General features: G+C 61.9%; 21 protein-coding genes. 9 read left to right on the top strand and 12 right to left on the bottom strand.

Translation table 11 applies throughout. From position 1 onward, the window contains the following. Position 1 precedes the first annotated feature (1 nt). The 7 genes from HZR81_RS07760 to HZR81_RS07730 all read left to right on the top strand — a co-directional run bounded on the left by HZR81_RS07760 (position 2) and on the right by HZR81_RS07730 (position 4,983). Positions 2-508: a DUF3261 domain-containing protein gene (locus HZR81_RS07760; protein WP_500127746.1), complete on the top strand. Its 507-nt coding sequence runs from the start codon at positions 2-4 to the stop codon at positions 506-508. Next, entirely contained in the window at positions 505-1,698 is a 1,194-nt protein-coding gene (locus tag HZR81_RS07755) for a beta-ketoacyl-[acyl-carrier-protein] synthase family protein (RefSeq protein ID WP_084902497.1), read from the top strand. The genes HZR81_RS07760 and HZR81_RS07755 overlap by 4 nt, the downstream gene beginning before the upstream one ends. Further along, on the top strand, positions 1,695-2,147 hold the full coding sequence (locus tag HZR81_RS07750; RefSeq protein ID WP_236450915.1) for a hotdog family protein: 453 nt from the start codon (positions 1,695-1,697) through the stop codon (positions 2,145-2,147). Before HZR81_RS07755 ends, HZR81_RS07750 begins: the two co-directional genes overlap by 4 nt. Beyond that, on the top strand, positions 2,144-2,872 hold the full coding sequence (fabG, locus tag HZR81_RS07745; protein ID WP_063539628.1) for a 3-oxoacyl-ACP reductase FabG: 729 nt from the start codon (positions 2,144-2,146) through the stop codon (positions 2,870-2,872). The genes HZR81_RS07750 and fabG overlap by 4 nt, the downstream gene beginning before the upstream one ends. After that, on the top strand, positions 2,872-4,104 hold the full coding sequence (locus HZR81_RS07740) for a beta-ketoacyl-ACP synthase (RefSeq protein WP_181090286.1): 1,233 nt from the start codon (positions 2,872-2,874) through the stop codon (positions 4,102-4,104). The genes fabG and HZR81_RS07740 overlap by 1 nt, the downstream gene beginning before the upstream one ends. A gap of 30 nt (positions 4,105-4,134) precedes the next feature. After that, on the top strand, positions 4,135-4,575 hold the full coding sequence (locus HZR81_RS07735; protein ID WP_045159379.1) for a hypothetical protein: 441 nt from the start codon (positions 4,135-4,137) through the stop codon (positions 4,573-4,575). A gap of 117 nt (positions 4,576-4,692) precedes the next feature. Beyond that, positions 4,693-4,983: a hypothetical protein gene (locus HZR81_RS07730; protein WP_013981662.1), complete on the top strand. Its 291-nt coding sequence runs from the start codon at positions 4,693-4,695 to the stop codon at positions 4,981-4,983. Between the two features lie 9 nt (positions 4,984-4,992). Here the strand turns inward: HZR81_RS07730 and HZR81_RS07725 are convergent, their stop codons facing one another. Then, positions 4,993-5,892 carry a LysR family transcriptional regulator gene (locus tag HZR81_RS07725; protein WP_011911798.1) on the bottom strand — a complete coding sequence of 300 codons (900 nt, stop codon included), beginning with the start codon at positions 5,890-5,892 and terminating at the stop codon, positions 4,993-4,995. Between the two features lie 229 nt (positions 5,893-6,121). Here HZR81_RS07725 and HZR81_RS07720 point away from each other — a divergent pair, with 229 nt between their 5' ends. Beyond that, a complete protein-coding gene (locus HZR81_RS07720; protein WP_048330384.1) occupies positions 6,122-7,348 on the top strand; it encodes an MFS transporter in 1,227 nt (408 codons plus the stop codon). Between the two features lie 58 nt (positions 7,349-7,406). On the opposite strand, the gene hemE is transcribed toward HZR81_RS07720, so the two are convergent. The 11 genes from hemE to HZR81_RS07665 all read right to left on the bottom strand — a co-directional run bounded on the left by hemE (position 7,407) and on the right by HZR81_RS07665 (position 22,936). Beyond that, positions 7,407-8,471: a uroporphyrinogen decarboxylase gene (gene hemE, locus HZR81_RS07715; RefSeq protein WP_230726070.1), complete on the bottom strand. Its 1,065-nt coding sequence runs from the start codon at positions 8,469-8,471 to the stop codon at positions 7,407-7,409. Positions 8,472-8,610: 139 nt separating this feature from the next. After that, positions 8,611-10,029, bottom strand: a complete 1,419-nt coding sequence (locus tag HZR81_RS07710; RefSeq protein WP_014595713.1) for an FAD-dependent oxidoreductase — start codon at positions 10,027-10,029, stop codon at positions 8,611-8,613. 107 nt (positions 10,030-10,136) lie between these two features. After that, entirely contained in the window at positions 10,137-14,585 is a 4,449-nt protein-coding gene (gltB, locus tag HZR81_RS07705; RefSeq protein ID WP_500127745.1) for a glutamate synthase large subunit, read from the bottom strand. Between the two features lie 179 nt (positions 14,586-14,764). Further along, positions 14,765-16,324, bottom strand: a complete 1,560-nt coding sequence (locus HZR81_RS07700) for an AAA family ATPase (protein WP_500127744.1) — start codon at positions 16,322-16,324, stop codon at positions 14,765-14,767. 10 nt (positions 16,325-16,334) lie between these two features. Further along, complete coding sequence (gene aroB, locus HZR81_RS07695) at positions 16,335-17,438, bottom strand: 3-dehydroquinate synthase (protein ID WP_125877248.1); 1,104 nt, start codon at positions 17,436-17,438, stop codon at positions 16,335-16,337. A gap of 22 nt (positions 17,439-17,460) precedes the next feature. Beyond that, the gene (gene aroK, locus HZR81_RS07690; RefSeq protein WP_500127777.1) at positions 17,461-18,006 is read right to left on the bottom strand and encodes a shikimate kinase AroK; all 546 of its coding nucleotides are present in this window, start codon (positions 18,004-18,006) and stop codon (positions 17,461-17,463) included. A gap of 5 nt (positions 18,007-18,011) precedes the next feature. After that, the gene (locus HZR81_RS07685) at positions 18,012-20,102 is read right to left on the bottom strand and encodes a type IV pilus secretin PilQ (RefSeq protein WP_500127743.1); all 2,091 of its coding nucleotides are present in this window, start codon (positions 20,100-20,102) and stop codon (positions 18,012-18,014) included. 53 nt (positions 20,103-20,155) lie between these two features. Then, positions 20,156-20,683, bottom strand: coding sequence for a type 4a pilus biogenesis lipoprotein PilP (gene pilP, locus HZR81_RS07680; protein WP_125868795.1), 528 nt, complete (start codon positions 20,681-20,683; stop codon positions 20,156-20,158). After that, positions 20,680-21,303, bottom strand: a complete 624-nt coding sequence (pilO, locus tag HZR81_RS07675; protein WP_125868794.1) for a type 4a pilus biogenesis protein PilO — start codon at positions 21,301-21,303, stop codon at positions 20,680-20,682. Before pilO ends, pilP begins: the two co-directional genes overlap by 4 nt. Next, positions 21,300-21,872, bottom strand: a complete 573-nt coding sequence (locus tag HZR81_RS07670; protein ID WP_063539613.1) for a PilN domain-containing protein — start codon at positions 21,870-21,872, stop codon at positions 21,300-21,302. The genes pilO and HZR81_RS07670 overlap by 4 nt, the downstream gene beginning before the upstream one ends. Beyond that, on the bottom strand, positions 21,872-22,936 hold the full coding sequence (locus HZR81_RS07665) for a pilus assembly protein PilM (protein ID WP_500127742.1): 1,065 nt from the start codon (positions 22,934-22,936) through the stop codon (positions 21,872-21,874). Before HZR81_RS07665 ends, HZR81_RS07670 begins: the two co-directional genes overlap by 1 nt. Before the next feature lie 181 nt (positions 22,937-23,117). On the opposite strand from HZR81_RS07665, the gene HZR81_RS07660 reads away from it, so the two are divergent. Next, the gene (locus HZR81_RS07660) at positions 23,118-25,538 is read left to right on the top strand and encodes a penicillin-binding protein 1A (RefSeq protein ID WP_500127741.1); all 2,421 of its coding nucleotides are present in this window, start codon (positions 23,118-23,120) and stop codon (positions 25,536-25,538) included. The last annotated feature ends 28 nt before the right edge of the window (positions 25,539-25,566 follow it).

Here is a 25,566-nt window from a genome sequence, read left to right as displayed (position 1 = left end):
GATGAGGCGACTCCTGCTGGGCCTGTGTCTGGTCTTGCTGGCCGGTTGCGCCGCGCGCCTGCCGCTGCCTGCCGGCACACCCGAATTGCAGGTACCGCTGCAGCTGCATGTGCAACGCCAGGGCAGCGAGCCGGCCGACTGGTTGCTGGTGATCCAGCGCGAAGGGGCGTCGCTGCGCTGGTCGCTGCTCGACCCGCTGGGCATTCCACTGGCGCGGCAGCAGTTGCGCGACGGCGCCTGGCAGGCTGATGGGCTGCTTCGACCCAATCCGGAGGCGCGCGAGCTGTTCGCCGTCCTGCTGTTCGCCCTGACCGAGCGCGACCAGCTGGCCGCGCTGTATGGCGCCGCAGCCGAACAGCCAGGTGCTGGCGAGCGCCGGCTGCGCCAGGGTGACGACCTGCGCTGGCAGGTTCGCTATCGCGCGGCACAGCGCTTCGAACTCGACGTGGCGCCAGGGCTGACCTATCGTGTCGCCCCCCTGCCCGACTCGACCGGAAGCCAACGATGACCGCCTACCTCGACGCCCTTGGCGTGATCTGCGCGCTCGGCAGTGGCAAGGCCGAGGTGGCCCGACGGCTGTTCGCCGGCGACACCTCCGGCATGCAGCCCCATACGCAGCCGGTGGCCGGTCGACGCTTACCGGTGGGCGCGGTCCGCTCAGCGTTGCCAGCAATGCCTGATGACGATCCGCGCCATGCCACCCGCAACAACCAACTGCTGCTGGCCGCTGCACTGGAGATCGAACGCGATATACGCCAGGCCATCGCCCGCCACGGCCGGCATCGCATCGGTGTGGTCCTGGGCACCAGCACCACCGGCATCCAGGAAGCCGGAGAAGGCATCGCCGGCTTGCTGCACAATGGCAGCTTTCCGCCGGGCTACCATTATGGGCATCAGGAACTGGCGGCGCCGGCGAGCTTTCTCGGCCAATGGCTGCAACTGGGCGGCCCCTGCTATGCCATCTCCACCGCCTGCACCTCCAGTGCACGCGCCCTGCTCAGCGCCAAACGCCTGCTCGACGCCGGCATTTGCGATGCAGTGCTGTGCGGCGGTGTCGACAGCCTGAGCGACCTGACCCTGCAAGGCTTCACCGCGCTGGAAGCCACCAGCGAGTCGCTGTGCAATCCCTTCTCGCGCAACCGCAACGGCATCAACATCGGCGAGGCGGCGGCGCTGTTTCTGATGACCCGCGAGCCCGCTGATGGCGCCATCGCCCTGCTTGGCGGCGGCGCCAGTTCCGACGCCTACCATATCTCCGCCCCCGAACCGGAAGGCCGCGGCGCGCTTGCCGCCATGCGCCAGGCGCTGGCCACTGCCGGCTGCACACCGGAAGAGGTCGATTACCTCAACCTGCACGGCACAGCCACCGCGCACAACGACGCCATGGAAAGCCAGGCCGTTTCCACGCTGTTTCCTCAGGGTGTCGCCTGTTCTTCGAGCAAGCCGTTGACCGGCCATACCCTCGGCGCCGCTGGCGCGCTGGAGGCGGCGTTCTGCTGGCTTGCGCTATCGCGCTTCAACGCCGACCAGCAGTTGCCACCGCATCGCTGGGACGGCCAGCCGGATCCGGAGCTGCCACCGCTGCGCCTGGTGACCGCCGAACTGCGAATGGGTAGAACCTCGCCGCGCCGAATGATGAGCAACTCCTTCGCCTTCGGTGGCAACAATATCAGCCTGATCCTGGGAGACGCGCCGTGATCGACTGGCCCCTCGCCGAACTGCTACCCCACGCTGGCGACATGATCCTGCTCGACGCTGTCGAGCGCTTCGATGAAGACAGCGTGGAGACACACCTGCAGGTACGCGCCGACGGCCTGCTCAGCGCCGCCGACGGCAGTCTGCCTGCCTGGGTCGGCGTCGAGATCATGGCGCAAAGCGTCGCGGCCTTCGCCGGCTGCCATGCGCGTCAGGCCGGTCAGCCGGTGGAGCTGGGCTTCCTGCTCGGCACCCGTAGCTACCAGTGCAATGTCGAAACCTTCCCGGTCGGCGCCCGGCTGCGCGTCCGTGCCACTCGTTCGCTGCAGGACGACAACGGCATGGGCGTGTTCGAATGTCATCTCGACGGCCACGGTATCCATGCCGAGGCCCGTCTGAACGTGTTCCGCCCGCCCGAAGTGGCGAGTTACCTACAAGAGTCTGCCCCATGAGTGAAACCGTCCTCGTCACCGGCTCCAGCCGAGGCATTGGCCGCGCCATCGCGCTGCGCCTGGCCCGCGCCGGCCATGACATCGTGCTGCACTGCCGCTCGCGCCGCGACCAGGCCGAAGCGGTCCAGGCCGAGATACAGACGATGGGTCGCAGCGCGCGCATCCTGCAGTTCGACATCGCCGACCGCGCCGCCTGCCGACGTGAGCTGGAAGCCGATATCGAAGCGCACGGCGCGTACTATGGCGTGGTCTGCAACGCTGGCCTGACCCGCGACGGCGCCTTCCCGGCCCTGAGCGACGACGATTGGGACCAGGTACTGCGTACCAACCTGGACGGTTTCTACAATGTGCTGCAGCCGCTGACCATGCCGATGATTCGCCGCCGCCAGCCGGGGCGCATCGTCTGCATCACCTCGGTATCCGGCCTGATCGGCAACCGCGGCCAGGTCAACTACAGCGCGTCCAAGGCTGGCGTCATCGGTGCGGCGAAGGCGTTGGCGGTGGAGCTGGGCAAGCGCAGGATCACCGTCAACTGCGTTGCCCCCGGACTGATCGATACCGAGATGCTCGATGCCGAACTGCCCATCGAAGAAATGCTGAAGATGGTTCCGGCACAGCGCATGGGCACCCCGGAAGAGGTCGCCGGTGCGGTGAATTTCCTGATGTCCGCCGAGGCGGCGTATATCACCCGGCAGGTGATCGCCGTCAACGGAGGGCTGTGCTGATGAACGGCAGACGCGTGGTGGTCACCGGCATGGCCGGCATCACCTCCCTGGGCAGCGACTGGACAAGCATCGAAGCCAATTTCAGTGCCAACCGCAGCGGCATCCGCCGCATGGCCGAGTGGGACCGCTTCACGGAGCTCAACACCCGCCTGGCCGGCCCGGTGGACGACTTCAGCGTGCCGCCGCACTGGACACGCAAGCAGCTGCGCAGCATGGGCCGCGTGTCACGACTGTCGGTGCTGGCCGCCGAACGCGCGCTCGCCGACGCCGGTCTTTTGGAAGACGCGTCGATCCGGGACGGCCGCATGGGTGTCGCCTGCGGTTCGTCCACCGGCAGCACCGAGGAGATCAAGGCGTTCGGCAACATGCTACTGAACTCGGTGGCCGACGGGCTGAACGCCAACTCCTACATTCGCATGATGCCGCACACCACCGCGGCCAATATCAGCATCTTCTTCGGCCTCACCGGGCGGGTTATCCCCACCTCCAGCGCCTGCACCAGCGGCAGCCAGGGCATCGGTTACGCCTATGAGGCGATCAAGTTCGGCCGTCTGCCACTGATGCTGGCCGGCGGCGCCGAGGAGCTCTGCGCCACCGAGGCCATGGTCTTCGATGCGCTCTATGCCACCAGCCTGAAGAACGACGCACCGCATACTTCGCCGCGCCCCTACGACAGCGGCCGTGATGGCCTGGTGATTGGCGAAGGCGCCGGCATGCTGGTGCTCGAGGAACTGGAGCACGCACTGGCCCGCGGCGCGACGATTCACGCCGAGCTGGTCGGCTTCGGCAGCAACGCCGATGGCCAACATGCCACCAAGCCGGAACAGCTGACCATGCGCCGCGCCATGGAACTGGCCCTGGAAGATGCCGGGCTCGCACCGGCGGCCATCGGCTACGTGAATGGCCACGGCACTGCGACCGAACAGGGCGACATCGCCGAAACCCAGGCGACCCAGGCGCTGTTCGGCAGCGGCATGCCGATCAGCTCGCAGAAGTCCTTTCTCGGTCACACCCTGGGTGCGTGTGGCGCTCTGGAATCCTGGTTCAGCATCGAGATGATGAACCGCGACCGCTATATCCACACGCTCAACCTGGACAAGGTCGACCCGCGCTGCGGCGATCTCGACTACCTGCGGGGTGCTCCGCGCACCATGCAGCACGAGTACGTGATGAATAACAATTTCGCCTTTGGCGGGATCAACACCTCGCTGATCTTCCGTCGCTGGGCCTGAGTTTCCCCCACAACCGCAAGGAAAACGCCGATGAAAACAACCGCATGGATAGGCACAGCGCTGACGCTTCTGGTGCTGCCCGGCATCAGCCAGGCCCGTGACACCACTCACTACCTGCCCTTCGATGCAGTGGTTGCCGAAGCGACCCAGGCCGGTCGACTGGATGGCAGCGTCAAGTTCTACCTGGCCGGCAAGACGCCGGGTAATGCCACGGTCGTGCGCAGCGGCGTTACCACCAGCAAGAAGACCAATGCGTTCAACAAGACCGACGAAGGCGCCTGCAGCTGGGCGCTGCAATCGGCGCTGATCGCCATGCAGCAGGCCGCCAAGGCCGCCGGTGCCAATGCGGTGGTGAACATCGCCAGCAACTACAAGCATGTCGAATACAAGGACAGTCAGAAGTACGAGTGCCACGCTGGCGCCATCATGGCCGGCGTTGCCCTCAAGGGCGATCTGGCCAACGTCAAGTAAGCATCCCTGCCGATGCGCTGGCCAAGGCATCGGCTCTACCGCGACCGACCGTCTGCTGGAACGTTTGCCGTTGCCGTCGAGTCCACTGAACATCAGTGACCTCCACAGGAGCGCCTCATGTTCGGCAAGTCTTCGCACACCTTCGAAATCAACTACATCTACCAGAACGACCCACGCGCAGAGACCTATGACGCCGACGTCGACAGCCTGTCCCAGGGCGAGGCGGCGCGGCACCTCATCCAGCTGCACAATGCCGATGCCGAGAACAGCCTGGTGATGCCGAAGGCCGATGCCGACGAGGCGCAGCTGCTGGAGCAGGCCGAAGTCATGGGCATCACCGACATCCGCGTGACCCGCGTGCACAAGCACGAGAAGGGCGATACACCCGGCCACTACAAGCAGCCCTGAGCGAACGCCCTAGCGCTGCGCAGAGGCCTCGCGCGTTACCAGCTCCATGAAGGCCTGCGCCAACGGCGACTGCTCCTGCCGGCGTTTGACCAGCCAGACGGCGGTGGTCGCATCCTTGTCCTGCAGGGTGAGAAAGCGCACGCCGTCGATGCGGATGCGCTGGAACGACGCCGGCAACACCGATACTCCCAACCCGGCGGCGACCAGGCCGATGATGGTCAGCGCCTCGTTCGCCTCCTGGGCAATGCGCGGATTGAAGCCCGCACGGCGCGCCAGGCTGAGCAACTGGTCGTACAGTCCCGTACCGTAGCTGCGCGGGAAGAACACGAAGGGCTCCTCGGCCAGATCAGCCAGCGTCAGCCCCTCGTCCCCGGCATCCGCCAGCCGGTGTCCCGCATGCATCAGCGCCACCAGCGGCTCACTGAACAGCTCGACGGTCTGCAGGCCCGCCGGCAACGCGAACGGGCGAATCATGCCCACTTGCAGCGTCTCGTCCTGGACGGCATCGACCACCTGCTTGCTGGTCATCTCCTGCAAATCCAGATGCACCGCAGGAAAGGTGCGGCGAAAGGCCAGAATCGCCCGCGGCAGAATCGAGGTGAACGGCGCCGATGAGGTGAACCCCACCTTGAGCTCGCCGATCTCGCCCTGTTCGGCACGCCTGGCCACGTCTACCGACTTGTCGACCTGCGCGAGCGTGCGCCGCGTTTCCTCGAGAAACAGCCGTCCCGCGTCGGTCAGCGCCACGCGCCGGTTGGTCCGATCGAACAGCCTTACGCCGAGTTCCTGTTCCAGCGCCTGGATCTGCTGGCTCAACGGCGGCTGTGAAATGCGCAGCTGTTCGGCGGCGCGACCGAAGTGCAGTTCCTCGGCGACCGCCACGAAGTAGCGAAGATGACGCAGCTCCATGAGGATTCCTTATGAGTCGCAAAACATATCATTCAGGTCGAATAATATATTGGATAGCTTAAACAAAGCTTCCTATCATTTCGTCCATAAACCCAAACAACAGCAATCGCGCCCGTCGATCGAAAAAGCGATCACAGGCGTAACGGGCCGCTTTTGGCCGGAAAAAACGAATCGGACAGAGGTCTTCATCGTGAGCAGTACGCACGACGCCAGCGACGCGTCAGCAGAGATACCGGCGCCTGGCGCGCCCATCAGCCATACAGAGAAAGGCACCCCGCGCTTCGCGCGCACCGCCCTGGCGCTGTTCGCCGGCGGCTTCGCCACCTTCGCCCTGCTCTACTGCGTGCAGCCGATGATGCCCATGCTGTCGCAGGCATTCGGCATCAACGCAGCGCAGAGCAGCCTGATCCTTTCGCTCTCGACGCTGACCCTGGCCGTCGGCCTGCTGATCACCGGGCCGATCTCCGATGCCATCGGCCGCAAGCAGGTGCTGGTCGCCTCCCTGCTCGCTGCCGCGGTGTTCACCGTCGGTAGTGCGCTGGCGCCCAGCTGGCATGGCGTTCTGCTGATGCGCGCACTGGTCGGCCTGGCGCTCAGCGGCGTGGCTGCAGTGGCCATGACCTACCTGAGCGAGGAGATTCATCCCCACCATCTGGGCCTGGCAATGGGGCTGTACATCGGCGGCAACGCCATCGGCGGCATGAGCGGACGCTTGCTGAGCGGCGTGCTGGTGGACTACCTGTCCTGGCATAGCGTGCTGGGACTGATGGGCGGGCTGGCGCTGCTGGCGGCCCTGCTGCTCTGGCGCTTTCTACCGGAATCGCGGCACTTCCGTCCGCGACCGCTGCGCCCGCAGGGATTGCTGCAGGGCTACCGCCTGCACTTCCGCGATGCCGGCCTGCCCTGGCTGTTCCTGCAGGGCTTTCTGCTGATGGGCAGTTTCGTCACGCTGTACAACTATATCGGCTATCGATTGATTGCCGAGCCGTTCCACCTCAGCCAGACCATGATCGGTTTGCTGGCGGTGCTCTACCTGTCGGGCATCTACAGCTCGGCTCAAGTCGGCGCACTCGCCGATCGTTTCGGCCGGCGCCGGGTGTTCTGGCTGGTGATCGCCCTGATGCTGGCAGGCGTGGGCCTGACCCTGTTCGACCGGCTGCCGCTGGTGCTGCTGGGCATGCTGCTGTTCACCTTCGGTTTCTTCGGCGCCCACTCGGTCGCCAGCAGCTGGATTGGCCGCCGCGCCCGGCAGGCGCGCGGCCAGGCCTCCTCGCTCTATCTGTTCAGTTACTACCTGGGCTCCAGCATCGCCGGCACGCTGGGTGGGGTCTTCTGGCACGCCGCCGGCTGGGATGGCGTCGGCCTGTTCATCGCCTCGCTGCTGCTGATCGCCTTCGCCGTGGCGCTGCACCTGGCGCGCCTGCGTCCGTTGCCGGAGCCGCAGACGGCACACTGAGCCCGCAATGCAGAACGCCCCGCTGATGCGGGGCGTTTCGTTTCGAGCCGTTGAAAAATCAGGCGTGGTATTGCGCGGACAGTTCGTGCACCGACTCGATGAAGGCGCCGGCATGGGCTGGATCGACTTCCGGCGTGATGCCGTGGCCCAGGTTGAACACGTGGCCATTGCCATGACCGAAGCTCGCCAGGATACGCGCGACCTCGGCGCGGATGGCGTCGGGCTTGGCATAAAGCACGCTCGGGTCCATGTTGCCCTGCAGCGCCACCTTGTCGCCGACGCGGCGGCGCGCCTCGCCGATGTCGCAGGTCCAGTCCAGCCCCAGCGCTTCGGCACCGGCGTCGGCCATGGACTCCAGCCACAGCCCGCCACCCTTGGTGAACAGGATCACCGGCACGCGGCGGCCGTCATGTTCGCGGATCAGACCGTCTACGATTTTGCGCATATAGGCCAGAGAGAACTCCTGATAGGCCGCGGCCGACAGGCTGCCACCCCAGGAATCGAAGATCTGCACCGCCTGGGCGCCGGCCAGGATCTGGCCGTTGAGGTAGCTGGTAACCGACTGGGCCAGCTTGTCCAGCAACGCGTGCATCGCCTGCGGGTTTTCGTAGAGCATCGCCTTGGATTTGCGGAAGTCCTTCGACGAACCGCCCTCGACCATGTAGGTCGCCAGGGTCCAGGGGCTGCCGGAGAAACCGATCAGCGGTACGCGGCCATTGAGTTCGCGGCGGATGGTACGCACCGCCTCCATCACGTAGCCAAGATCCTTCTCCGGATCGGGAATCGGTAGCGCCTCGATGTCCGCCGCACTGCTCACCACCTTCTTGAAGCGCGGGCCTTCGCCGGTCTCGAAGTACAGACCCAAGCCCATGGCGTCCGGCACGGTGAGGATATCGGAGAACAGGATCGCAGCATCCAGCGGATAGCGATCCAGCGGCTGCAGCGTCACCTCGCAGGCGAGCTCCGGATTCATGCACAGGCTCATGAAGTCACCGGCCTTGGCGCGGCTGGCCCGGTATTCGGGCAGATAGCGGCCGGCCTGGCGCATCATCCACACAGGGGTGACGTCGACAGGCTGCTTGAGCAGGGCACGAAGGAAGCGGTCGTTCTTCAAGGCAGTCATGGCAGGGTTCCAGCGAAAAAGTGCCGTGCATTGTCGCAAAGCGGAAAAAAAAAGGCACGGCGAGTGCCGTGCCTTTTACCTTTGGGCTTGATTCAAATCAGGCCGTTCCGAGCCCCTGTCGGCGCTCTATCAACACCGATCAGACGCCGAGGTAGTCCATGATGCCTTCGGCAGCCTGGCGCCCTTCGTAGATCGCGGTCACCACCAGATCGGAGCCGCGAACCATATCGCCACCGGCGAAGATCTTCGGGTTGCTGGTCTGGTGCTTGAACTGACCCTGCTCCGGAGCGACGACGCGGCCCTGGTTATCCAGTTGGATACCCTGGCCCTCGAACCACGGTGCCGGGCTCGGCCGGAAACCGAAGGCAATGACCACTGCATCGGCCGGCAGCACCTGCTCGGAGCCTGGGATCGGCTCGGGGCTGCGGCGGCCACGGGCATCCGGCGCGCCGAGACGAGTCTCGACCACCTTCACGCCTTCGACCTTGCCTTCGCCGACGATGGCGATGGGCTGGCGATTGAAGAGGAACTTCACGCCCTCTTCCTTGGCGTTCTTCACTTCACGGCGCGAACCCGGCATGTTTGCCGCATCACGACGATAGGCGCAGGTCACGCTCTTGGCGCCCTGGCGGATGGAGGTGCGGTTGCAGTCCATCGCGGTATCACCGCCGCCCAGCACCACGACCTTCTTGCCTTTCATGTCGATGAAGTCCTCAGCGGACTTCTCGAAGCCGAGGTTGCGGTTGACGTTGGCGATGAGGAAATCCAGCGCGTCGTACACGCCCGGCAGATCCTCGCCAGGGAAGCCGCCCTTCATGTAGGTGTAGGTGCCCATGCCCATGAACACCGCATCGTAATCGGCCAGCAGCTGGTCGATGCTGATGTCCTTGCCCACCTCGGTGTTCAGGCGGAACTCGATGCCCATGCCGCTGAAGATCTCGCGGCGGCGGCTGAGCACGGTTTTTTCCAGCTTGAACTCGGGAATGCCGAACGTCAGCAGGCCACCAATCTCGGGGTTCTTGTCGAACACCACCGGGGTCACACCGTTGCGCACGAGAATATCCGCGCAACCGAGGCCCGCCGGGCCGGCACCGATGATGGCGACCTTCTTGCCGGTCGGCTTGACCTTGGACATGTCCGGCCGCCAGCCCATGGCGAAGGCGGTATCGGCGATGTATTTCTCTACCGAGCCGATGGTCACCGCACCGAAACCGTCATTCAGCGTGCAGGCGCCTTCGCAGAGGCGGTCCTGCGGGCAGACGCGGCCGCAGACTTCCGGCAGGGTGTTGGTCTGGTGCGCCAGCTCGGCAGCGGCGAGGATGTTGCCCTCGGAGACCAGCTTGAGCCAGTTGGGAATGTAGTTGTGGACCGGGCACTTCCACTCGCAATAGGGGTTGCCGCAGCCCAGGCAGCGGTGGGCCTGTTCGCAGGCCTGCTGCGGCTTGAAGGGTTCGTAGATCTCGACGAACTCCTTCTTGCGCTGGCGCAGCAGTTTCTTCTTCGGATCCTTGCGCCCGACCTCGATGAACTGGAAGTCGTTATTCAGACGTTCAGTCATTTCAAAACCTCTCAACAGCGGCCGTAGACGATACATACGGCTGCAAGACAATCAGGGTGAGCAGCGGCCCCGCGTTGGCTGAGGCCGCTGCCTGAAGCGGCTTATTGTTATTGCGGGTTGGCCCGGGTGCTCGACAGCAGCGAAGCCAGGTTGGCCGCCTTGGGCTTGACCAGCCAGAACCGACGCAGGTAGTCGTCGAGATTATCCAGCAGTTCAGCCCCCCACTCACTTGCGGTTTCCGCAACGTACTCGCGCAGCACGTCCTGCAGGTGGCTGCGATGGGCTTCCATCGCCTCGCCGGTAATGCGCTGCAGGTTGACCAGTTCGTTGTTCACGCGGTCGACGAAGCTGTTGTCCATGTCCAGCACATAGGCGAAACCGCCGGTCATGCCCGAACCGAAGTTGTGTCCGGTCTTGCCGAGCACGCAGACGAAGCCGCCGGTCATGTACTCGCAGCAATGGTCGCCGGTACCCTCGACGACGGCATGGGCGCCGGAGTTGCGCACCGCGAAACGCTCACCCGCGGTGCCGGCAGCGAACAGCTTGCCGCCGGTGGCGCCGTACAGGCAGGTGTTGCCGATGATCGCCGAATCCTGCGACCGATAGCTGGCGCCCTGCGGCGGGGTGACCACCAGCTTGCCGCCGGTCATACCCTTGCCGACGTAATCGTTGGCGTCGCCCTCCAGGTACAGGTTGAGGCCGCCGGCGTTCCACACGCCGAAGCTCTGACCGGCTGTGCCCTTGAAGCGGAAGGTGATCGGCGCGCCCACCATGCCCTGGTTGCCATGCTGACGGGCGATCTCGCCGGAGACGCGGGCACCGATGGAACGGTCGCAGTTGCAAATTTCCAGCTCGAACTCGCCACCGCTCTTGGCGTCGATGGCGCCCTTGGCCAGCTTGACCATCTCCTCGGCCAGCAGACCCTGGTCGAACGGAGGGTTCTTCTCCACCTCGCAGAACTGCGGTTTGTCGGCGGCAATGTTGCTGCCGCCTAGCAGCGGCGTCAGGTCGAGGTTGTTCTGCTTGACGGTGTCGCCCGGCAGCACCTCGAGCAGATCGGTACGGCCGATCAGCTCGCCGAGGCTGCGCACGCCCAGCTTGGCCAGCCATTCGCGGGTTTCCTCCGCGACGAACTGGAAGAAGTTGACCACCATGTCCACGGTGCCGATGAAGTGATCCTTGCGCAGCTGCTCGTTCTGCGTGGCAACACCGGTGGCGCAGTTGTTCAGGTGGCAGATGCGCAGGTACTTGCAGCCCAGCGCGATCATCGGCGCGGTACCGAAACCAAAGCTTTCAGCGCCGAGGATCGCGGCCTTGATCACGTCAAGACCAGTCTTCAGGCCGCCATCGGTCTGCACCCGGACCTTGCCGCGCAGGTCGTTGCCGCGCAGGGTCTGGTGGGTTTCGGCCAGGCCGAGTTCCCACGGCGAGCCGGCATAGCGAATGGACGTCAGCGGCGAAGCGCCGGTGCCGCCGTCGTAGCCGGAGATGGTGATCAGGTCAGCATAGGCCTTGGCCACGCCGGCAGCGATGGTACCGACGCCCGGCTCCGCCACCAGTTTGACCGACACCAGCGCCTGTGGGTTGACCTGCTTGAGGTCGAAGATCAGCTGCGCCAGGTCCTCGATGGAGTAGATGTCGTGGTGCGGTGGCGGCGAGATCAGCGTCACGCCCGGCACGGCATAGCGCAGTCGGGCGATCAGGCCGTTGACCTTGCCACCGGGCAGCTGACCGCCTTCACCTGGCTTGGCGCCCTGGGCGACCTTGATCTGCAGCACTTCGGCGTTGACCAGGTACTCCGGCGTGACACCGAAGCGACCGGTTGCGACCTGCTTGATCTTCGAGCTGCGCTCGGTGCCGTAGCGGGCTGGATCTTCACCGCCTTCGCCGGAGTTCGAGCGCGCGCCGATGCGGTTCATCGCCGCGGCGATGGCCTCGTGCGCTTCCGGCGACAGGGCACCGAGCGAGATACCGGCGGAGTCGAAACGCTTGAGGATCGCTTCCAGCGGCTCGACCTCTTCCAGCGCCAGCGGCTGCTCGGCCACCTTTACCTTGAGCAGGTCACGCAGCATGGCCACGGGACGCTGATCGACCAGTGCGGTGTATTCCTTGAAGCGGCTGTAGTCACCGCTCTGCACGGCCACTTGCAGCGCGCTGACCACATCGGGGTTGTAGGCGTGGTACTCACCGCCGTAGACGAACTTCAGCAGGCCGCCCTGCTGGATCGGCTTGCGGTTGCTCCAGGCTTCGGCGGCCAGCGCCTTCTGCTCGGCCTCGAGATCCTCGAAGCGCGCCCCCTTGATACGGCTGGCGACGCCACGGAAGCTGAGCTCCACGACCTCGTCGGACAGGCCGACAGCTTCGAACAGCTGCGCACCGCGGTAGGAGGCGATGGTAGAGATGCCCATCTTGGAGATGATCTTCATCAGCCCCTTGGAGATGCCCTTGCGATAGTGTTTGAACACTTCGTAAAGGTCGCCAAGCACCTCGCCAGTGCGGATCAGGTCGCCCAGCACCTCGAAGGCAAGGAACGGGTAGACCGCAGTCGCGCCGAAGCCGATCAGCACGGCGAAGTGATGCGGATCTCGCGCAGTGGCGGTTTCCACCAGAATGTTGCAGCTGCAGCGCAGGCCGGTTTCCACCAGACGGTGGTGAACCGCACCCACGGCCAGCGAAGCATGAACCGGCAGTTTGCCTGGTGCGATATGACGATCGCTGAGGACCAGCAGCACCTTGCCACCACGTACGGCTTCCTCGGCCTGATCGGCAATATTGCGAATCGCCGCCTCGAGGCCGATGGTTTCGTCGTAGTTCAGGTCGATGACCAGACGTTCGAAACCCGGACGCTCCAGGTTCATGATCGTGCGCCACTTCGCTGGCGAGATCACCGGGGTAGTCAGGATCGCGCGGTTGGCGTGATCGGCGGTTTCCTCGAAGACATTGCGCTCGGCACCCAGACAGGTTTCCAGCGACATCACGATGGCTTCGCGCAGCGGGTCGATCGGCGGGTTGGTGACCTGGGCGAACTGCTGGCGGAAGTAGTCGTAGGGCGACCGTACGCGGCGCGACAGAACTGCCATGGGTGTATCGTCGCCCATCGAGCCGACCGCTTCCTGGCCCTGCTCGGCCAGCGGACGCAGCACCTGATCACGCTCCTCGAAGGTGACCTGGTACATCTTCATGTACTGCTTGAGCTGGTCAGCGTCGTAGAAGGCCGAACCGTGATCGTTGTCATCGAGGGTCGACTGGATGCGCAGCGCGTTCTGCCGCAGCCACTTCTTGTAGGGCTGCTGCGCCTTCAGGTGGTTGTCGATGTCGTCGGTGTGCAGCACCTTGCCGGTGTGGGTGTCCACCGCGAGGATCTGCCCCGGGCCGACACGGCCCTTGGCCAGGACGTCCTCGGGCTTGTAATCCCACACGCCGACTTCCGAGGCGAGGGTGATGTAGCCATTCTTGGTGGTCACCCAACGCGCCGGGCGCAGGCCGTTACGGTCGAGCAGGCAGACCGCGTGGCGTCCGTCGGTCAACACCACGCCAGCCGGGCCGTCCCAGGGCTCCATGTGCATGGAGTTAAATTCGTAGAAGGCGCGCAGATCGGGGTCCATGGTCTCGACGTTCTGCCACGCCGGCGGAATGATCATGCGCAGGCCACGGAACAGATCCATTCCGCCGGTGACCAAGAGTTCGAGCATGTTGTCCATGCTCGAGGAGTCAGAGCCGGTGCGGTTGATCAACGGCGACAGGCTTTCGAGATCCGGCAGCAATTCGTTGGCGAACTTCAGACGGCGCGCCTGGGCCCAGTTGCGGTTACCGGTGATGGTGTTGATTTCACCGTTGTGCGCCAGGAAGCGGAACGGCTGAGCCAGCCGCCACTGCGGCATGGTGTTGGTGGAGAAACGCTGGTGGAACACGCAGATCGCGGTCGCGAGGCGCTCGTCACCCAGGTCCGGGTAGAACTGGGCCAGGTCGGCCGGCATCATCAGGCCTTTGTAGATGATGTCTTTGTCGGAGAGACTGCATACATAGAAGGCGCTGTCGTCAGCCAGCGCCACTTCCGCGCGGCGCCGGGCGAAGAACAGCTTGATGCCGAAATCACGCTCAGCGATACCGTCTCCGGCAACGAACACCTGCTCGATGCGCGGCAGCCGCTCGAGCGCGAGTTGGCCCAGGACGCCAGTATCGACCGGCACCTCGCGCCAGCCTACCAGCGTCAGGCCCTGGGCGACGATCTCCTCGCTCAGGCGAGTTCGTGCTTGGTCAGCCTTGGCTGCGTCCTGATCGAGGAACACCATGCCGACGGCATATTGCGCGGGCAGCTCGACATTGAAGTGCTCCAGTGCCTTCGCGCGCAGAAAGGCATCTGGCTTCTGCATCAGCAGACCGCAACCGTCGCCGGTCTTGCCATCGGCATTGATGCCACCGCGGTGCGTCATACAGGTCAGGGACTGGATGGCAGTCTTTAGCAGGTGATGGCTAGCCTCGCCCTGCATGTGGGCAATCAGACCGAAGCCGCAGTTATCCTTGAACTCTTCAGGACGAAACAGACCTGCTCTCATAGGCACTCCACCAGCTAAATACGTTGTAAATCAACCCCTTATTGACGGCGCAGCAAATCACCCCGTCATTCACGTGGGCAAAAGGGGGAGCAGTTTACAAAGCCAGCTAGAGCGACACAATTTATTTTTTGCAAGCCCCAAAACAGTGCATTGCGCACTTTTTTGGGGCATTTTTTGCGCTATTGGCCGATTTCTTTTTGCACGCTGCCAAATGTACGCACCCAAGGCTTGCCGGATCGCAGCGACGCAGGCAGTGATCTGACCGCCGCTAGCGCCGCGGCGCGACTGTTGAAACTGCCATAGGTCACGACATAGAGCGGCTTGCCGTCATGCTGCTTGACGAAATAGCGATAGCCACTTCCTTGCTGCCGGACAATTGCCTGCGCATTTTTCTCGGCACGTGTGCCGAGAATCTGGACCAGGTGGTTGCTCGCAGGCTGGCTCGCATACCAGCCACCGTGCCCCGACACGGGCGGTGAAGCCTCGGTGGTGACACTGGGCTTGGCTGCAGCAGCGCTCTGTCGCACAGCGACCGGCTCTGGCGTAGTCGCCGGTGCCGGCGCCGCGGATGCGACCGACGAAGCCTGCTCCGATATTTGCGGAGCGGGAGCGGGCGCTACGGGAGAGGTAGCGTTAACCGGCTCCGAATCATCAGAGTCGGACATCGCGACGCCACTCTCGTCTTCCCCACCCGCTGCGGCAGCGAGAGGTTCTCGAATCACAGGCTGCGCATCATTACCCAACGGCAAGGACAACGGACGCTCGCTGCCATCGAACTCGATAGCAGCCTGCCCGTCCTGCCCGGCTGGCTCCTGACCGGCATCAGCCGTGGCCGCGGTATCGAGCGGTAGCTGAGTCACCTCCGGCGCGACAGACTGCCGAACGTCCTGCCCACGCAGCAACAGGAAAGCCACCGCAACGAGCAGAACAACCGCAAGGGCGGCCAGTACGTGCTTGCGCGGTAGCGCGAAGCCAATGCCGCCGGCCTTGTGGCGCCCGCGGCTGCCCTGCATCGCGGCAAGGAGTTCATCACGGGCGATCTGGTTGATCGAGCCAGGCCAGCCGCCCGATTCATCGTGGATGCGCGCGATCTGCTCTTCGCTGAGGCAATCGATGCCGCTACCCGCGCCCTCGAGCCGCAACGCCAGGTACTCGCGCGTCTCGTCTTCCTCGTATGGCTGCAAGGCAATGACATGGTAGCGCTCGTCGCCCTCGCTCAGGGCCTCGAGACGTCCGGCAAGGGCTGTTTCACCGAATAGAAAAACGTGAGGGCGGGCTTCAGGAACTCCCGCAGCAAGGCGCAGCAGCGTCTCGATCGCGGCTGCAGTGAGACGTTCCGCGTCGTCTACCAGCAGATAGACTTCCTGCCCCGTGAGGGCCAGCTGGACGACCTGCGCCATCACACCCTCAAAGTCAGCCTCGCGACTGTTCAGCGCCTGCGCGATCTGCGCGATCAACGCCGTGGAATCGGTAGTGTCCTGCGGTGTGATAACGACGCTCTGGACCGCTTGCTTGTTGCTGCTGGCCACCAAGGCCTGCCGGAGCAATGTCTTGCCGCTGCCTTCGGGCCCCGTCACCAACAGCAGCAGCTGACTGTAGCGCGCGAGGTGATGCAACTGCCCCAGCACTGGCTTACGCTGCGCGGGAAAGAATTTGAAACCCGGAACACGCGCCGCGAAGGGGTCATGGCTGAACCCATAGTGGCTCAGATAGGCATCGTCGGCCGACAAACTGGTCATGGAAATTTTCTTACGCTCCCATCTGTTCCGTCATTGCGCCGTAGTTGGCGTTCAAGGTCGCTTCCAGTACATCGCGAGGGAAGTCGCCAGTCACCACGGCTTCTCCCATTCCACGCAGCAGGACCAGACGCAGCTTGCCGTCCAGGACCTTCTTGTCGACCGCCATGTGCTGCAGAAAGTCGCCTGGCTGCATTTCGGCAGGGGGGGACACGGGTAGAGCCGCGCGCTGCAGCAAGCGAATAGCGCGATCACGCTCCGCCTGCTGAATCCAACCAAGCCGAGAAGACATCTCAAGGGCCATGACGGTTCCCGCAGCTACCGCCTCACCATGCAGCCAGACGCCATAACCCATATGGGTCTCGATAGCATGGCCGAAGGTGTGCCCCAGATTAAGGATGGCCCGCACGCCGGACTCGCGCTCGTCGGCATTGACCACCCGCGCCTTCGCCGCGCACGAACGATGGATCGCTTCAGTCAAGGCGACCGGGTCGAGAGCCCGCAGCCGGTCGACATTCAACTCGAGCCAGCCGATAAACTCTTCATCGCAGATCAACCCGTACTTGATGACTTCTGCCAGCCCGGCCGACAGCTCACGGGATGGCAGAGTGGCGAGTGTCGAAGTATCGATGATCACCGCTCGAGGCTGGTAAAAGGCACCGATCATGTTCTTGCCCAGCGGGTGATTGATACCGGTTTTGCCGCCGACTGAAGAGTCCACCTGGGACAGCAGGGTTGTCGGCACCTGAATAAAATCGACCCCACGTTGATAGCTTGCCGCGGCATATCCCGCCATGTCACCAATGACCCCACCACCTAACGCAATGATCATGGTGTTGCGGTCATGACGCGCCTCGAGCAGCGCATCGAAAATCAGCTGAAGCGTCTGCCAGTTTTTGTGCTTCTCGCCATCAGGCAGAATTATGGAGGTAACAGCGTACCCGGAGAGCGCTTGCCTGAGCTGCTCGAGATACAGCGGCGCGACTGTCTCGTTGGTAACGATGGCAACCTGGCGCCCGCGAATCTTTTCCTCGAAGAGATCGCGGCGGTCGATCAACCGCTCGCCGATGTGGATGGGATAGCTACGCTCACCGAGATCGACCTGAAGAGTCCGCATGACACCCCCGAAATAAAGGGGCTTAGGATAACGCAGATTCGTCGCGGCTTTCACCGGGCGCAAGCGACGCGAGACGATCGAGAATTTCCATCACCACCAAACGCGGCGGCCGCTCGTCGGTCTCGATGATGACGTCCGCAATCGATCGATACAACGGATCACGAACTGCCATCAGGCTGGCAAGCACACCGCGCGGATCAGCAGCCTGCAGGAGTGGACGATTACGATCCCGGGCGGTGCGCTCGAGTTGCTGATCGACCGAAGTGCAGAGGTAGACCACCCGCCCGCCAGCACGAAGCGCCTTGCGATTGTCCTCACGCATCACGGCGCCCCCGCCGGTGGCGAGCACCACGCCGTCGAGCCGGCAAAGATCAGCTATCACCGCATGCTCGCGCTCACGGAAGCCACCCTCGCCCTCGACATCGAAGATGAGCGGAATACTGGCGCCCGTACGCTGTTCGATCTCCTTGTCGGAGTCCTTGAACGGCAGACGCAGCTCTTTGGCAAGCAAACGCCCGATGGTGCTTTTCCCAGCTCCCATCGGGCCTATAAGAATAGTGTTCTTCAATTGGGTCAACGGCTTACAGCGACGGCCTGATGATTGAGTATTCTGGGAGTCAGAAATATCAGCAATTCGGACTTCGAATCCGCCACAACATCTCGGCGGAACATCCGTCCAAGATAAGGCAGATCACCCAAGAAAGGAACTTTATCTACCGACTTGCTCTGCGTGTTGGAGAAGACCCCTCCGATGACAACCGTCTCACCGTCATTCACCAGAATCTTTGCATTCACCTCGTTTTTGCGAATGGTAGGAGTTCCGTTTACATCGTTGGCAAAGTCGGGTTCGTCCTTGGTCACTTTGACTTCCATGATGATGCGATTATCTGGGGTGATCTGAGGCGTAACCTCCAGCGATAGAGCTGCCTCGACAAAGGTAGTCGATGTAGCGCCACTTGAACTGGCCTGTTGGTAAGGAATCTCAGAGCCCTTGAGGATCTTCGCGGTTTCCTTGTCAGCGGTCATAACCTTAGGCTGCGAAACGACCTCGCCGTTACCAGACTTCTCCATTGCCGACAGCTCAAGGTCAAGGATCAGGTTGTCGGTGAGGTAACCGATGCCGATACCGGCAGTACGGTTAGCAACGCCCATATCAACGAAAGGGAAATTACCGCTGCTTTCTTCCCCTGAGTCTCCACCCTCATCGCCGAAATCGTCGTTGCCATAGACAGCGCCCCGCCCGTTGGCAAATAGCTGTGTGCCGCCCCAGCGCACACCCAGGGCTTTATCGTAATCGACGTTCGCTTCAACAATTCGAGCCTCGATCATGACCTGCCGGACAGGGATGTCGAGTTGCGCGACGATCCGCCGTAGCTCGTCCAGACGCTCTTGCGTCTGGTAGGCAATGATATTGTTGGTTCTATCATCAACGGCTATCGAACCGCGGTCCTCGGTTTCACCCTGGGTATTGGTTACAGACTGAAAAAGGCGAGCGATATCTGCCGCCTTGGCGTAATTAACCTGTACCACCTCACGGCGAAGCGGCGCCAGTTCGGCAATCTGCCGCTGAGATTCAAGCTCCTGACGTTCACGTGCGGCAATTTCGTCGGCAGGGGCGACCAGTAGCACGTTACCGACCTGGCGCTTGTCCAACCCCTTGGTCTTGAGCACCAGATCCAGAGCCTGATCCCACGGCACGTTCTGCAGACGCAGCGTGATATTGCCGCTAACGGTATCGCTTGCAACCAGATTCAGATCCGTGAAATCAGCGATTAGCTGCAATACCGAGCGAACGTCGATGTCTTGGAAATTAAGCGACAGCTTCTCGCCGGAATAAGCAAATCGATCAGCCTTACGCTTTTCCGCTTCGTCTTCCGTAAGAGGTTTGACGCTGATAGTCAGCTTGTTGTCGGTCTGATAGGCCAAATAGTCATATCGCCCGGCCGGCTCGATTGCGATGCTCGCACCACCTGCTTGAGAAGCGGAATCAACGAACCTGACAGGCGTAGCGAAGTCTTGGACATCCAGGCGCACACGCAGCGATTCCGGCAACTGAGCCTTGGCGAAATTTACGCGAATTTTTCCGCCCTGCTCTTCAATGGTCGAGCTGATTGATGGATCGGATAGCGTAATAATCACATTACCGGCTCCATCATCGCCACGCCGAAAGTCAATGTTGTCAATGGCCTTACCAACAGCCACCGCCTTCGCGGGAGCCGTCGTAACAGATGGCTGTGCCACTGCGCTCGGCTGCGCTGAGACCGCTGCCGGGCCACTCGCGCCGGCATTTTCGCCCAGCACGACGAACAGATTCTTGCCATCCACTCGAGTGGAATAGGGCACCAGCGAAGTGAGGTTCACGATCAACCGAGTACGTCCTTGCGCCTCAACGACCGTAACGCTACGCGCATTACCAACCCCCAGCTCACGATTCTTCGCCCCCAGGTTGTTCGATACACCCGGCAGATCCAGGGCAATGCGAGCAGGCTGTTCAAGGGTGTAACCACGCGGCGGCGCAACGGGCTCGTCGAAAGCCAGCTTGAGCTCGACTCGATCGCCCGGCAGAGCGGCCACATCCAAGGCATTGAGATTGGCTGCCAGTACAGCCGGCGAGACGAACGCCACAAGCACTGAAATGCCGAGACGCGAGAGAGTACTGTTCATAAATTGCTTCCGTTGTGCAGACCGGTAAAGGTTTTCCATGCTTGTGCCCCGCGCTAGGTGCGCTCTTTCAAGGTCAGACTGCGCGGGCGCTCCAGCCACCCACCCTCTCCATCCGGAACGATTTCCACTACATCCACCGCCGCTTCGCTGATCTCGACGATGCGGCCATGGTTACGGCCGAGATAGTCACCAATCCTGACGCGATGAACACCGTCACCTCCCCGGATCAGCGCATAACGCCCCTGCCCGTTAGAGAGCGTGCCGACCATGGTGAAATTTTCGATATTGAACCCTTCGAGGAACTGCTTGACGCGTGACTCATCGGGCTGGATATCTTTAGAACCTTTTTGCCGCTGTGCCAGATCCAGCTTGACGGGCGGCTGGAACGGATGCCGCAACGCGGCCGCGCTGTATGTAAAAGCTTCATAGGGGATGAACGCCGGCAGCGGCTCAATCGTTCCCTTTGGCTTTGCCCGAACCTCATCCATGAACGACTGCAGGTCGCTGAAATCCGAGCCGCCACCACAGCCCCCCAACATCGCCAGGCTTAAGCCCAGCGCAACGAGCTGCGAGCCTCTCATTTCTGCAACCCCTTGTCGTTATACCGATAAGTCTTCGCGACGATGTTCATCTGTAGCTTTGAAGTCGAGTCGTCTTTTTCTGGCTTTATTTCAAAGTCGTGCAACGTAACGATTCGCGGCAGACTGGAAACACCACTCACGAATGTAGCCAGATCGTGGTAGCCACCAATCACCTTTATGTTTATCGGAAGCTCGATATAGAACTGCTGCACCACTTCCGGTTGCAACTTGATCTCTTCGAACTCCAAACCACTGCCCAGACCTGTCCTGGTTATATCCTCCAACAGCCCAGGAACTTCCGTATCACTTGGTAGCTGCCTCAGCAGTGCACCGAATGAAGTTTCCATTTCCGACATCTGCTTTTTATAAGCATCTAGGTTCGCCGCCTGAAATGCCTTGCTGGAGAACTGTTGCTTCAGGGTCGCTTCCTGAGCCTGCTGCTGCTCCAACTGCACCTGCATATCCTGCAAATGAAGGTAATAACCCAGAGCCAGCACCACGGCGAGCAGAATGACGCCCGTAATGAACTTGACCGGCGCGGGCCACGAACCGAGGTTGTTTAGATCGAGATCGGCGACATCGATCTTACGAAGACTCTGCAACGAATCAGCCAGACTCATGGCTTCGCTCCTTCCGTGGAGACGGCTGGCTGGGTCTGCTGTACCGTCAGCTGAAAGACGTTTTCCTGATCCACCGCACCAGCCGTTACCGCCTTGACTTCATTCAGGTTGGGTGATTCGAGCCAGTCCGACCCATCAAGATTGCGCATGAGATTGGAAACCCGATTATTCGACTCAGCAGCCCCGACGATCGCAATGTTCTTGCCGGTCATTTTTAACGAAGTGAAATAAACTCCATCTGGCAGCGTGCGCACCAGCTGATCGAATACGCGACCAATGATCGGGCGATTTCCCTGTAGGTCCTGAATGATCTTCATACGCTCCAGCAATTGCTGACGACGTTCCTTGAGTTCTTTGATCTCCTTGATTCGCGCATCCAGCACGGCAATTTCTTTTTTTATGAATTCGTTGCGCGCACTCTGTTGCTCGATCGCACCCTGAAGATAGCGATCACCAAGAAAAACAAGGCCAGCCGCAACGACCAGCACACCGAAAAGAGAGGCAAGGAAACGCTGCTTGCGTTCTTCACGCAATTGTTCGCGCCAAGGCAGAAGGTTGATCTGCGCCATCAGTCGAAACTCCTTAGCGCCAACCCACACGCAATCATCAGCGAGGGCGCATCACTGGCCAGCGCGCCTGCGTTGACCTTGCTACTCAAAGCCATATCGGCAAACGGATTGGCAACTAGAGTCTGGGTGCCGATCTTCTGCTGAATGAGATGATCAAGCCCCGGGATGGAAGCCGTTCCACCAGCAAGCAGAATGCAATCGACATCATGAAACTGCCCAGCAGCGAAGAAGAATTGCAGCGAGCGTGAGACCTGCTGAACGACCGCTTCTTTGAACGGAAGCAAAACTTCACTGTCGTAGTCATCGGGAAGCCCTCCCTGCTTTTTAGCGAGGCCAGCCTCCTCTTGTGAAAGCCCATAACGGCGTTGAATTTCCTCGGTCAGCTGCCGCCCCCCGAACAATTGCTCACGACTGTATATGGTGCGTCCGTTATGCAGGACGCTCAGAGTCGTCATCGTTGCACCGATATCCACGACGGCGACGGTCAGTTCACCATGCGTGCTCCCCAACTGCGGCGCCAGAAGGCCATAGGAGCGCTCGAGCGCATAGGCCTCGACATCAACGACCTTCGCGGTGAGCCCGGCCAGGGCCAGTGCCGCTTCGCGCACCTCGACGTTTTCCTTGCGACAGGCAGCGAGCAGAACCTCGACCCGACCGGGCGCACGCGGCGCGGGCCCCTGGACCTCAAAGTCGATCGCTACCTCTTCCAACGGATAGGGAATATATTGGTCGGCTTCGATCTTCAGCTGGTTTTCCAGCTCTTCGTCGGACAGCCCGGCGTCCATCTCGATCGTCTTGGTGATCACCGCTGAGCCGGAGACGGCTACCACGGCTGACTTGCAGCCGGTCTTAGCCTTTGCGACCACACGCTGCAGAGCCTGGCCAACGCCTTCCAGTTCAGCGATGTTCTTTTCGACCACGGCATTTGGTGGGAGCGGCTCAACCGCATAAGCCTCAACCCGGTAGCGGTTCCCCGATCGACTTAATTCGAGAAGCTTGACTGAGGTCGAACTGATATCGATCCCAAGCAGCGTGTTCGCTTTCTTAGTGAAGAGCCCTAGCACGACCGATTTCCTATCTTTATCCGCAACTTACGGATTAATTATGTTTATCCACATTAAATAACAGGCTTGACAGAAGCGCAAATGGCTACCCGGCAAAAAAAACGCATATAATGTGAACGGTTTTCCTCTTTCAGCATCGCCACCTTCCCCCTCCCAAAATTCCCGGATTCCCAGAACCCCGATGCGTCTTTTGAAATTTCTTGCCTGGTCGTGCTTCGCAGTCTTCTGCGCACTGCTGCTGAGCATCAGCGGTGCGTTTCTCTACCTCAATCCCAACCTTCCCTCGGTTGAATCCTTGCGCAGCATACAGCTGCAGATTCCACTGCGGGTTTACAGCGCCGACGAAAAGCTGATCGCCGAGTTCGGCGAGATGCGCCGATCGCCTATCCGCTTCGAGGAAATCCCAGAGGACTTCATCCACGCCCTACTCGCTGCCGAGGACGATAATTTCGCCAATCATTATGGCGTCGACATAACCGGCCTGATGCGCGCTGCCACGCAATTATTGAAAAGCGGGCAGATCCAGACAGGCGGCAGCACCATCACCATGCAGGTCGCCAAGAACTATTTCTTAACCAGCGAACGTAGCTTTTCACGCAAAATCAACGAGATTCTGCTGGCGCTGCAGATCGAGCGCGAACTGAGCAAGAACGAGATCCTCGAGCTGTACGTCAACAAGATCTACCTGGGCAACCGCGCCTACGGCATAGAGGCCGCCTCTCAGGTCTATTACGGCAAGTCGATCTCCGAGCTAAGCGTCGCCCAGCTGGCAATGATTGCCGGCCTACCCAAAGCTCCGTCAGCCTTCAATCCATTGGTCAACCCGGCTCGCAGCAAGGAGCGACGCGACTGGATTCTCGGAAGGATGTACAAGCTTGGTTCGCTAGATGAAACGAGCTATCGGCAGGCACTGGCCGAACCTGAGACCGCTCGGTACCACGGCGCGGCCCCCGAACTCGATGCTGCCTATATAGCGGAAATGGCCCGCGCCGAGATGGTCGGACGCTATGGCAGCGCGGCCTATACCGACGGTTTCCGGGTGCATACCACAGTCTCCAGCGAAAGGCAGATAGCCGCCAACATCGCACTCGATAGTGGGCTTATCGAATATGACCAACGACACGGCTACCGCGGCCCGGAGGCACGTCTGGGTGATCTCCCGCGCGAGTCCTGGATGCAGGAGCTGCGCAAGCTCAGGAGTCTTTCCGGGCTGCACCCGGCCGTTGTCACGCAAGTGGACAACAGCGGCATCCTGGTTCTCACTCGCGACGGCAACGAGCATCCGGTCGCCTGGGAGAGCATGAAATGGGCGCGCCCGTTTCTCGGAACGAACAGCATGGGTCCGCGGCCACAACGCCCCGCGGACGTTGTGAAAATCGGGGACGTCGTGCGTGTTCGCTGGCAGGACGACTCGGCACTGTTCAGCCAGGTCCCGCAAGCACAAGCCGCGCTGGTGTCACTCGACCCGCGGGACGGCTCGATCGAGGCCCTTGCAGGTGGATTCTCGTTCGGACAGAGCAACTACAATCGAGCCATCCAGGCCAAACGACAGCCCGGCTCGAGCTTCAAGCCCTTCATTTACAGCGCCGCTCTGGATGCCGGCTACACCGCGGCAAGTCTCGTCAACGACTCGCCGATCGTATTCGTCGAGGAAGGGATGGATCGCATTTGGCGACCCAAGAACGACAACAACACGTTCCTCGGCCCGATTCGCATGCGCGAGGCGCTCTATAAATCCAGAAACCTGGTATCGATTCGGCTGCTGCAGACCCTCGGCGTTGGGCATACGATCGACTACATCAGCCGCTTCGGCTTCGACCCGCAAGATCTGCCACGCAACCTGTCACTTGCCTTGGGGACCGCTACCTTGACCCCGATGGAGATTGCGACCGGCTGGACCACTTTCGCCAATGGTGGTTACAAGATAGAGCCGTACCTGATCCAGCGAATCGAGGATCGCGAGGGCAAACTGCTCTTCGAAGCAAACCCGGCGCGTGTACCGCAGCATGAATCGCAGGATCATGCTGTGGAGGTCAGTGCTGCGCCGGAACACGAGCTCTCGGCTGATGAGCAGACTGATGGCCAGCCTCGCTTCGCCGAGCGGGTCCTCGATGAACGCACCGCGTACATTATGACCAGCATGCTGCAGGACGTCATCAAGCGGGGTACCGGCCGGCGTGCGCTGGCCATGGGGCGCGACGACATTGCCGGCAAGACCGGCACCACCAACGACTCGATCGACAGCTGGTTCTCTGGCTACAACGCCGACATCGTCACGACCGTCTGGGCAGGCTTCGATCAGCCGCAGAGCCTGGGGCGCAATGAATACGGCGGCACGGTCGCCCTGCCGATCTGGATGACCTACATGAGCGCCGTGCTCAAGGACATGCCCGAGCATCCGCCCGCCGAACCGGACGGCTTGCTGAAATTGCGTGTCGATCCGGTCAGCGGTCGCGCCGCAACGCCAGACACCCCTGACGCCTATTTCGAAGTATTCAAGAGCGAGGACTCGCCGCCGCCGATGGGCGAGTTCGAGTCGGGCTATCAGGCTCCTGGCAGCCCTCTACCTGCTGACGAGGCGGCTCCGCTAGATCTGTTCTAAGCACAGTCCCCAGCCTACCGCAGGCACA

Source organism: Pseudomonas sp. LM13, assembly GCF_041381355.1.
In the GTDB taxonomy this organism is placed as follows: Bacteria; Pseudomonadota; Gammaproteobacteria; order Pseudomonadales; family Pseudomonadaceae; genus Stutzerimonas; species Stutzerimonas frequens.
The sequence above is the reverse complement of the archived record's forward strand: the minus strand, read 5'-3'. Positions and strand labels throughout refer to the sequence as shown.

Coding starts and splice junctions, on each gene's coding strand:
- HZR81_RS07760 (WP_500127746.1), top strand. CDS start 2: ATGAGGCGACTCCTGCTGGGCCTGTGTCTGGTCTTGCTGGCCGGTTGC.
- HZR81_RS07755 (WP_084902497.1), top strand. CDS start 505: ATGACCGCCTACCTCGACGCCCTTGGCGTGATCTGCGCGCTCGGCAGT.
- fabG (WP_063539628.1), top strand. CDS start 2,144: ATGAGTGAAACCGTCCTCGTCACCGGCTCCAGCCGAGGCATTGGCCGC.
- HZR81_RS07740 (WP_181090286.1), top strand. CDS start 2,872: ATGAACGGCAGACGCGTGGTGGTCACCGGCATGGCCGGCATCACCTCC.
- HZR81_RS07735 (WP_045159379.1), top strand. CDS start 4,135: ATGAAAACAACCGCATGGATAGGCACAGCGCTGACGCTTCTGGTGCTG.
- HZR81_RS07730 (WP_013981662.1), top strand. CDS start 4,693: ATGTTCGGCAAGTCTTCGCACACCTTCGAAATCAACTACATCTACCAG.
- HZR81_RS07725 (WP_011911798.1), bottom strand. CDS start 5,892: ATGGAGCTGCGTCATCTTCGCTACTTCGTGGCGGTCGCCGAGGAACTG.
- hemE (WP_230726070.1), bottom strand. CDS start 8,471: ATGACTGCCTTGAAGAACGACCGCTTCCTTCGTGCCCTGCTCAAGCAG.
- HZR81_RS07710 (WP_014595713.1), bottom strand. CDS start 10,029: ATGACTGAACGTCTGAATAACGACTTCCAGTTCATCGAGGTCGGGCGC.
- gltB (WP_500127745.1), bottom strand. CDS start 14,585: ATGAGAGCAGGTCTGTTTCGTCCTGAAGAGTTCAAGGATAACTGCGGC.
- HZR81_RS07700 (WP_500127744.1), bottom strand. CDS start 16,324: ATGACCAGTTTGTCGGCCGACGATGCCTATCTGAGCCACTATGGGTTC.
- aroB (WP_125877248.1), bottom strand. CDS start 17,438: ATGCGGACTCTTCAGGTCGATCTCGGTGAGCGTAGCTATCCCATCCAC.
- HZR81_RS07685 (WP_500127743.1), bottom strand. CDS start 20,102: ATGAACAGTACTCTCTCGCGTCTCGGCATTTCAGTGCTTGTGGCGTTC.
- pilP (WP_125868795.1), bottom strand. CDS start 20,683: ATGAGAGGCTCGCAGCTCGTTGCGCTGGGCTTAAGCCTGGCGATGTTG.
- pilO (WP_125868794.1), bottom strand. CDS start 21,303: ATGAGTCTGGCTGATTCGTTGCAGAGTCTTCGTAAGATCGATGTCGCC.
- HZR81_RS07670 (WP_063539613.1), bottom strand. CDS start 21,872: ATGGCGCAGATCAACCTTCTGCCTTGGCGCGAACAATTGCGTGAAGAA.
- HZR81_RS07660 (WP_500127741.1), top strand. CDS start 23,118: ATGCGTCTTTTGAAATTTCTTGCCTGGTCGTGCTTCGCAGTCTTCTGC.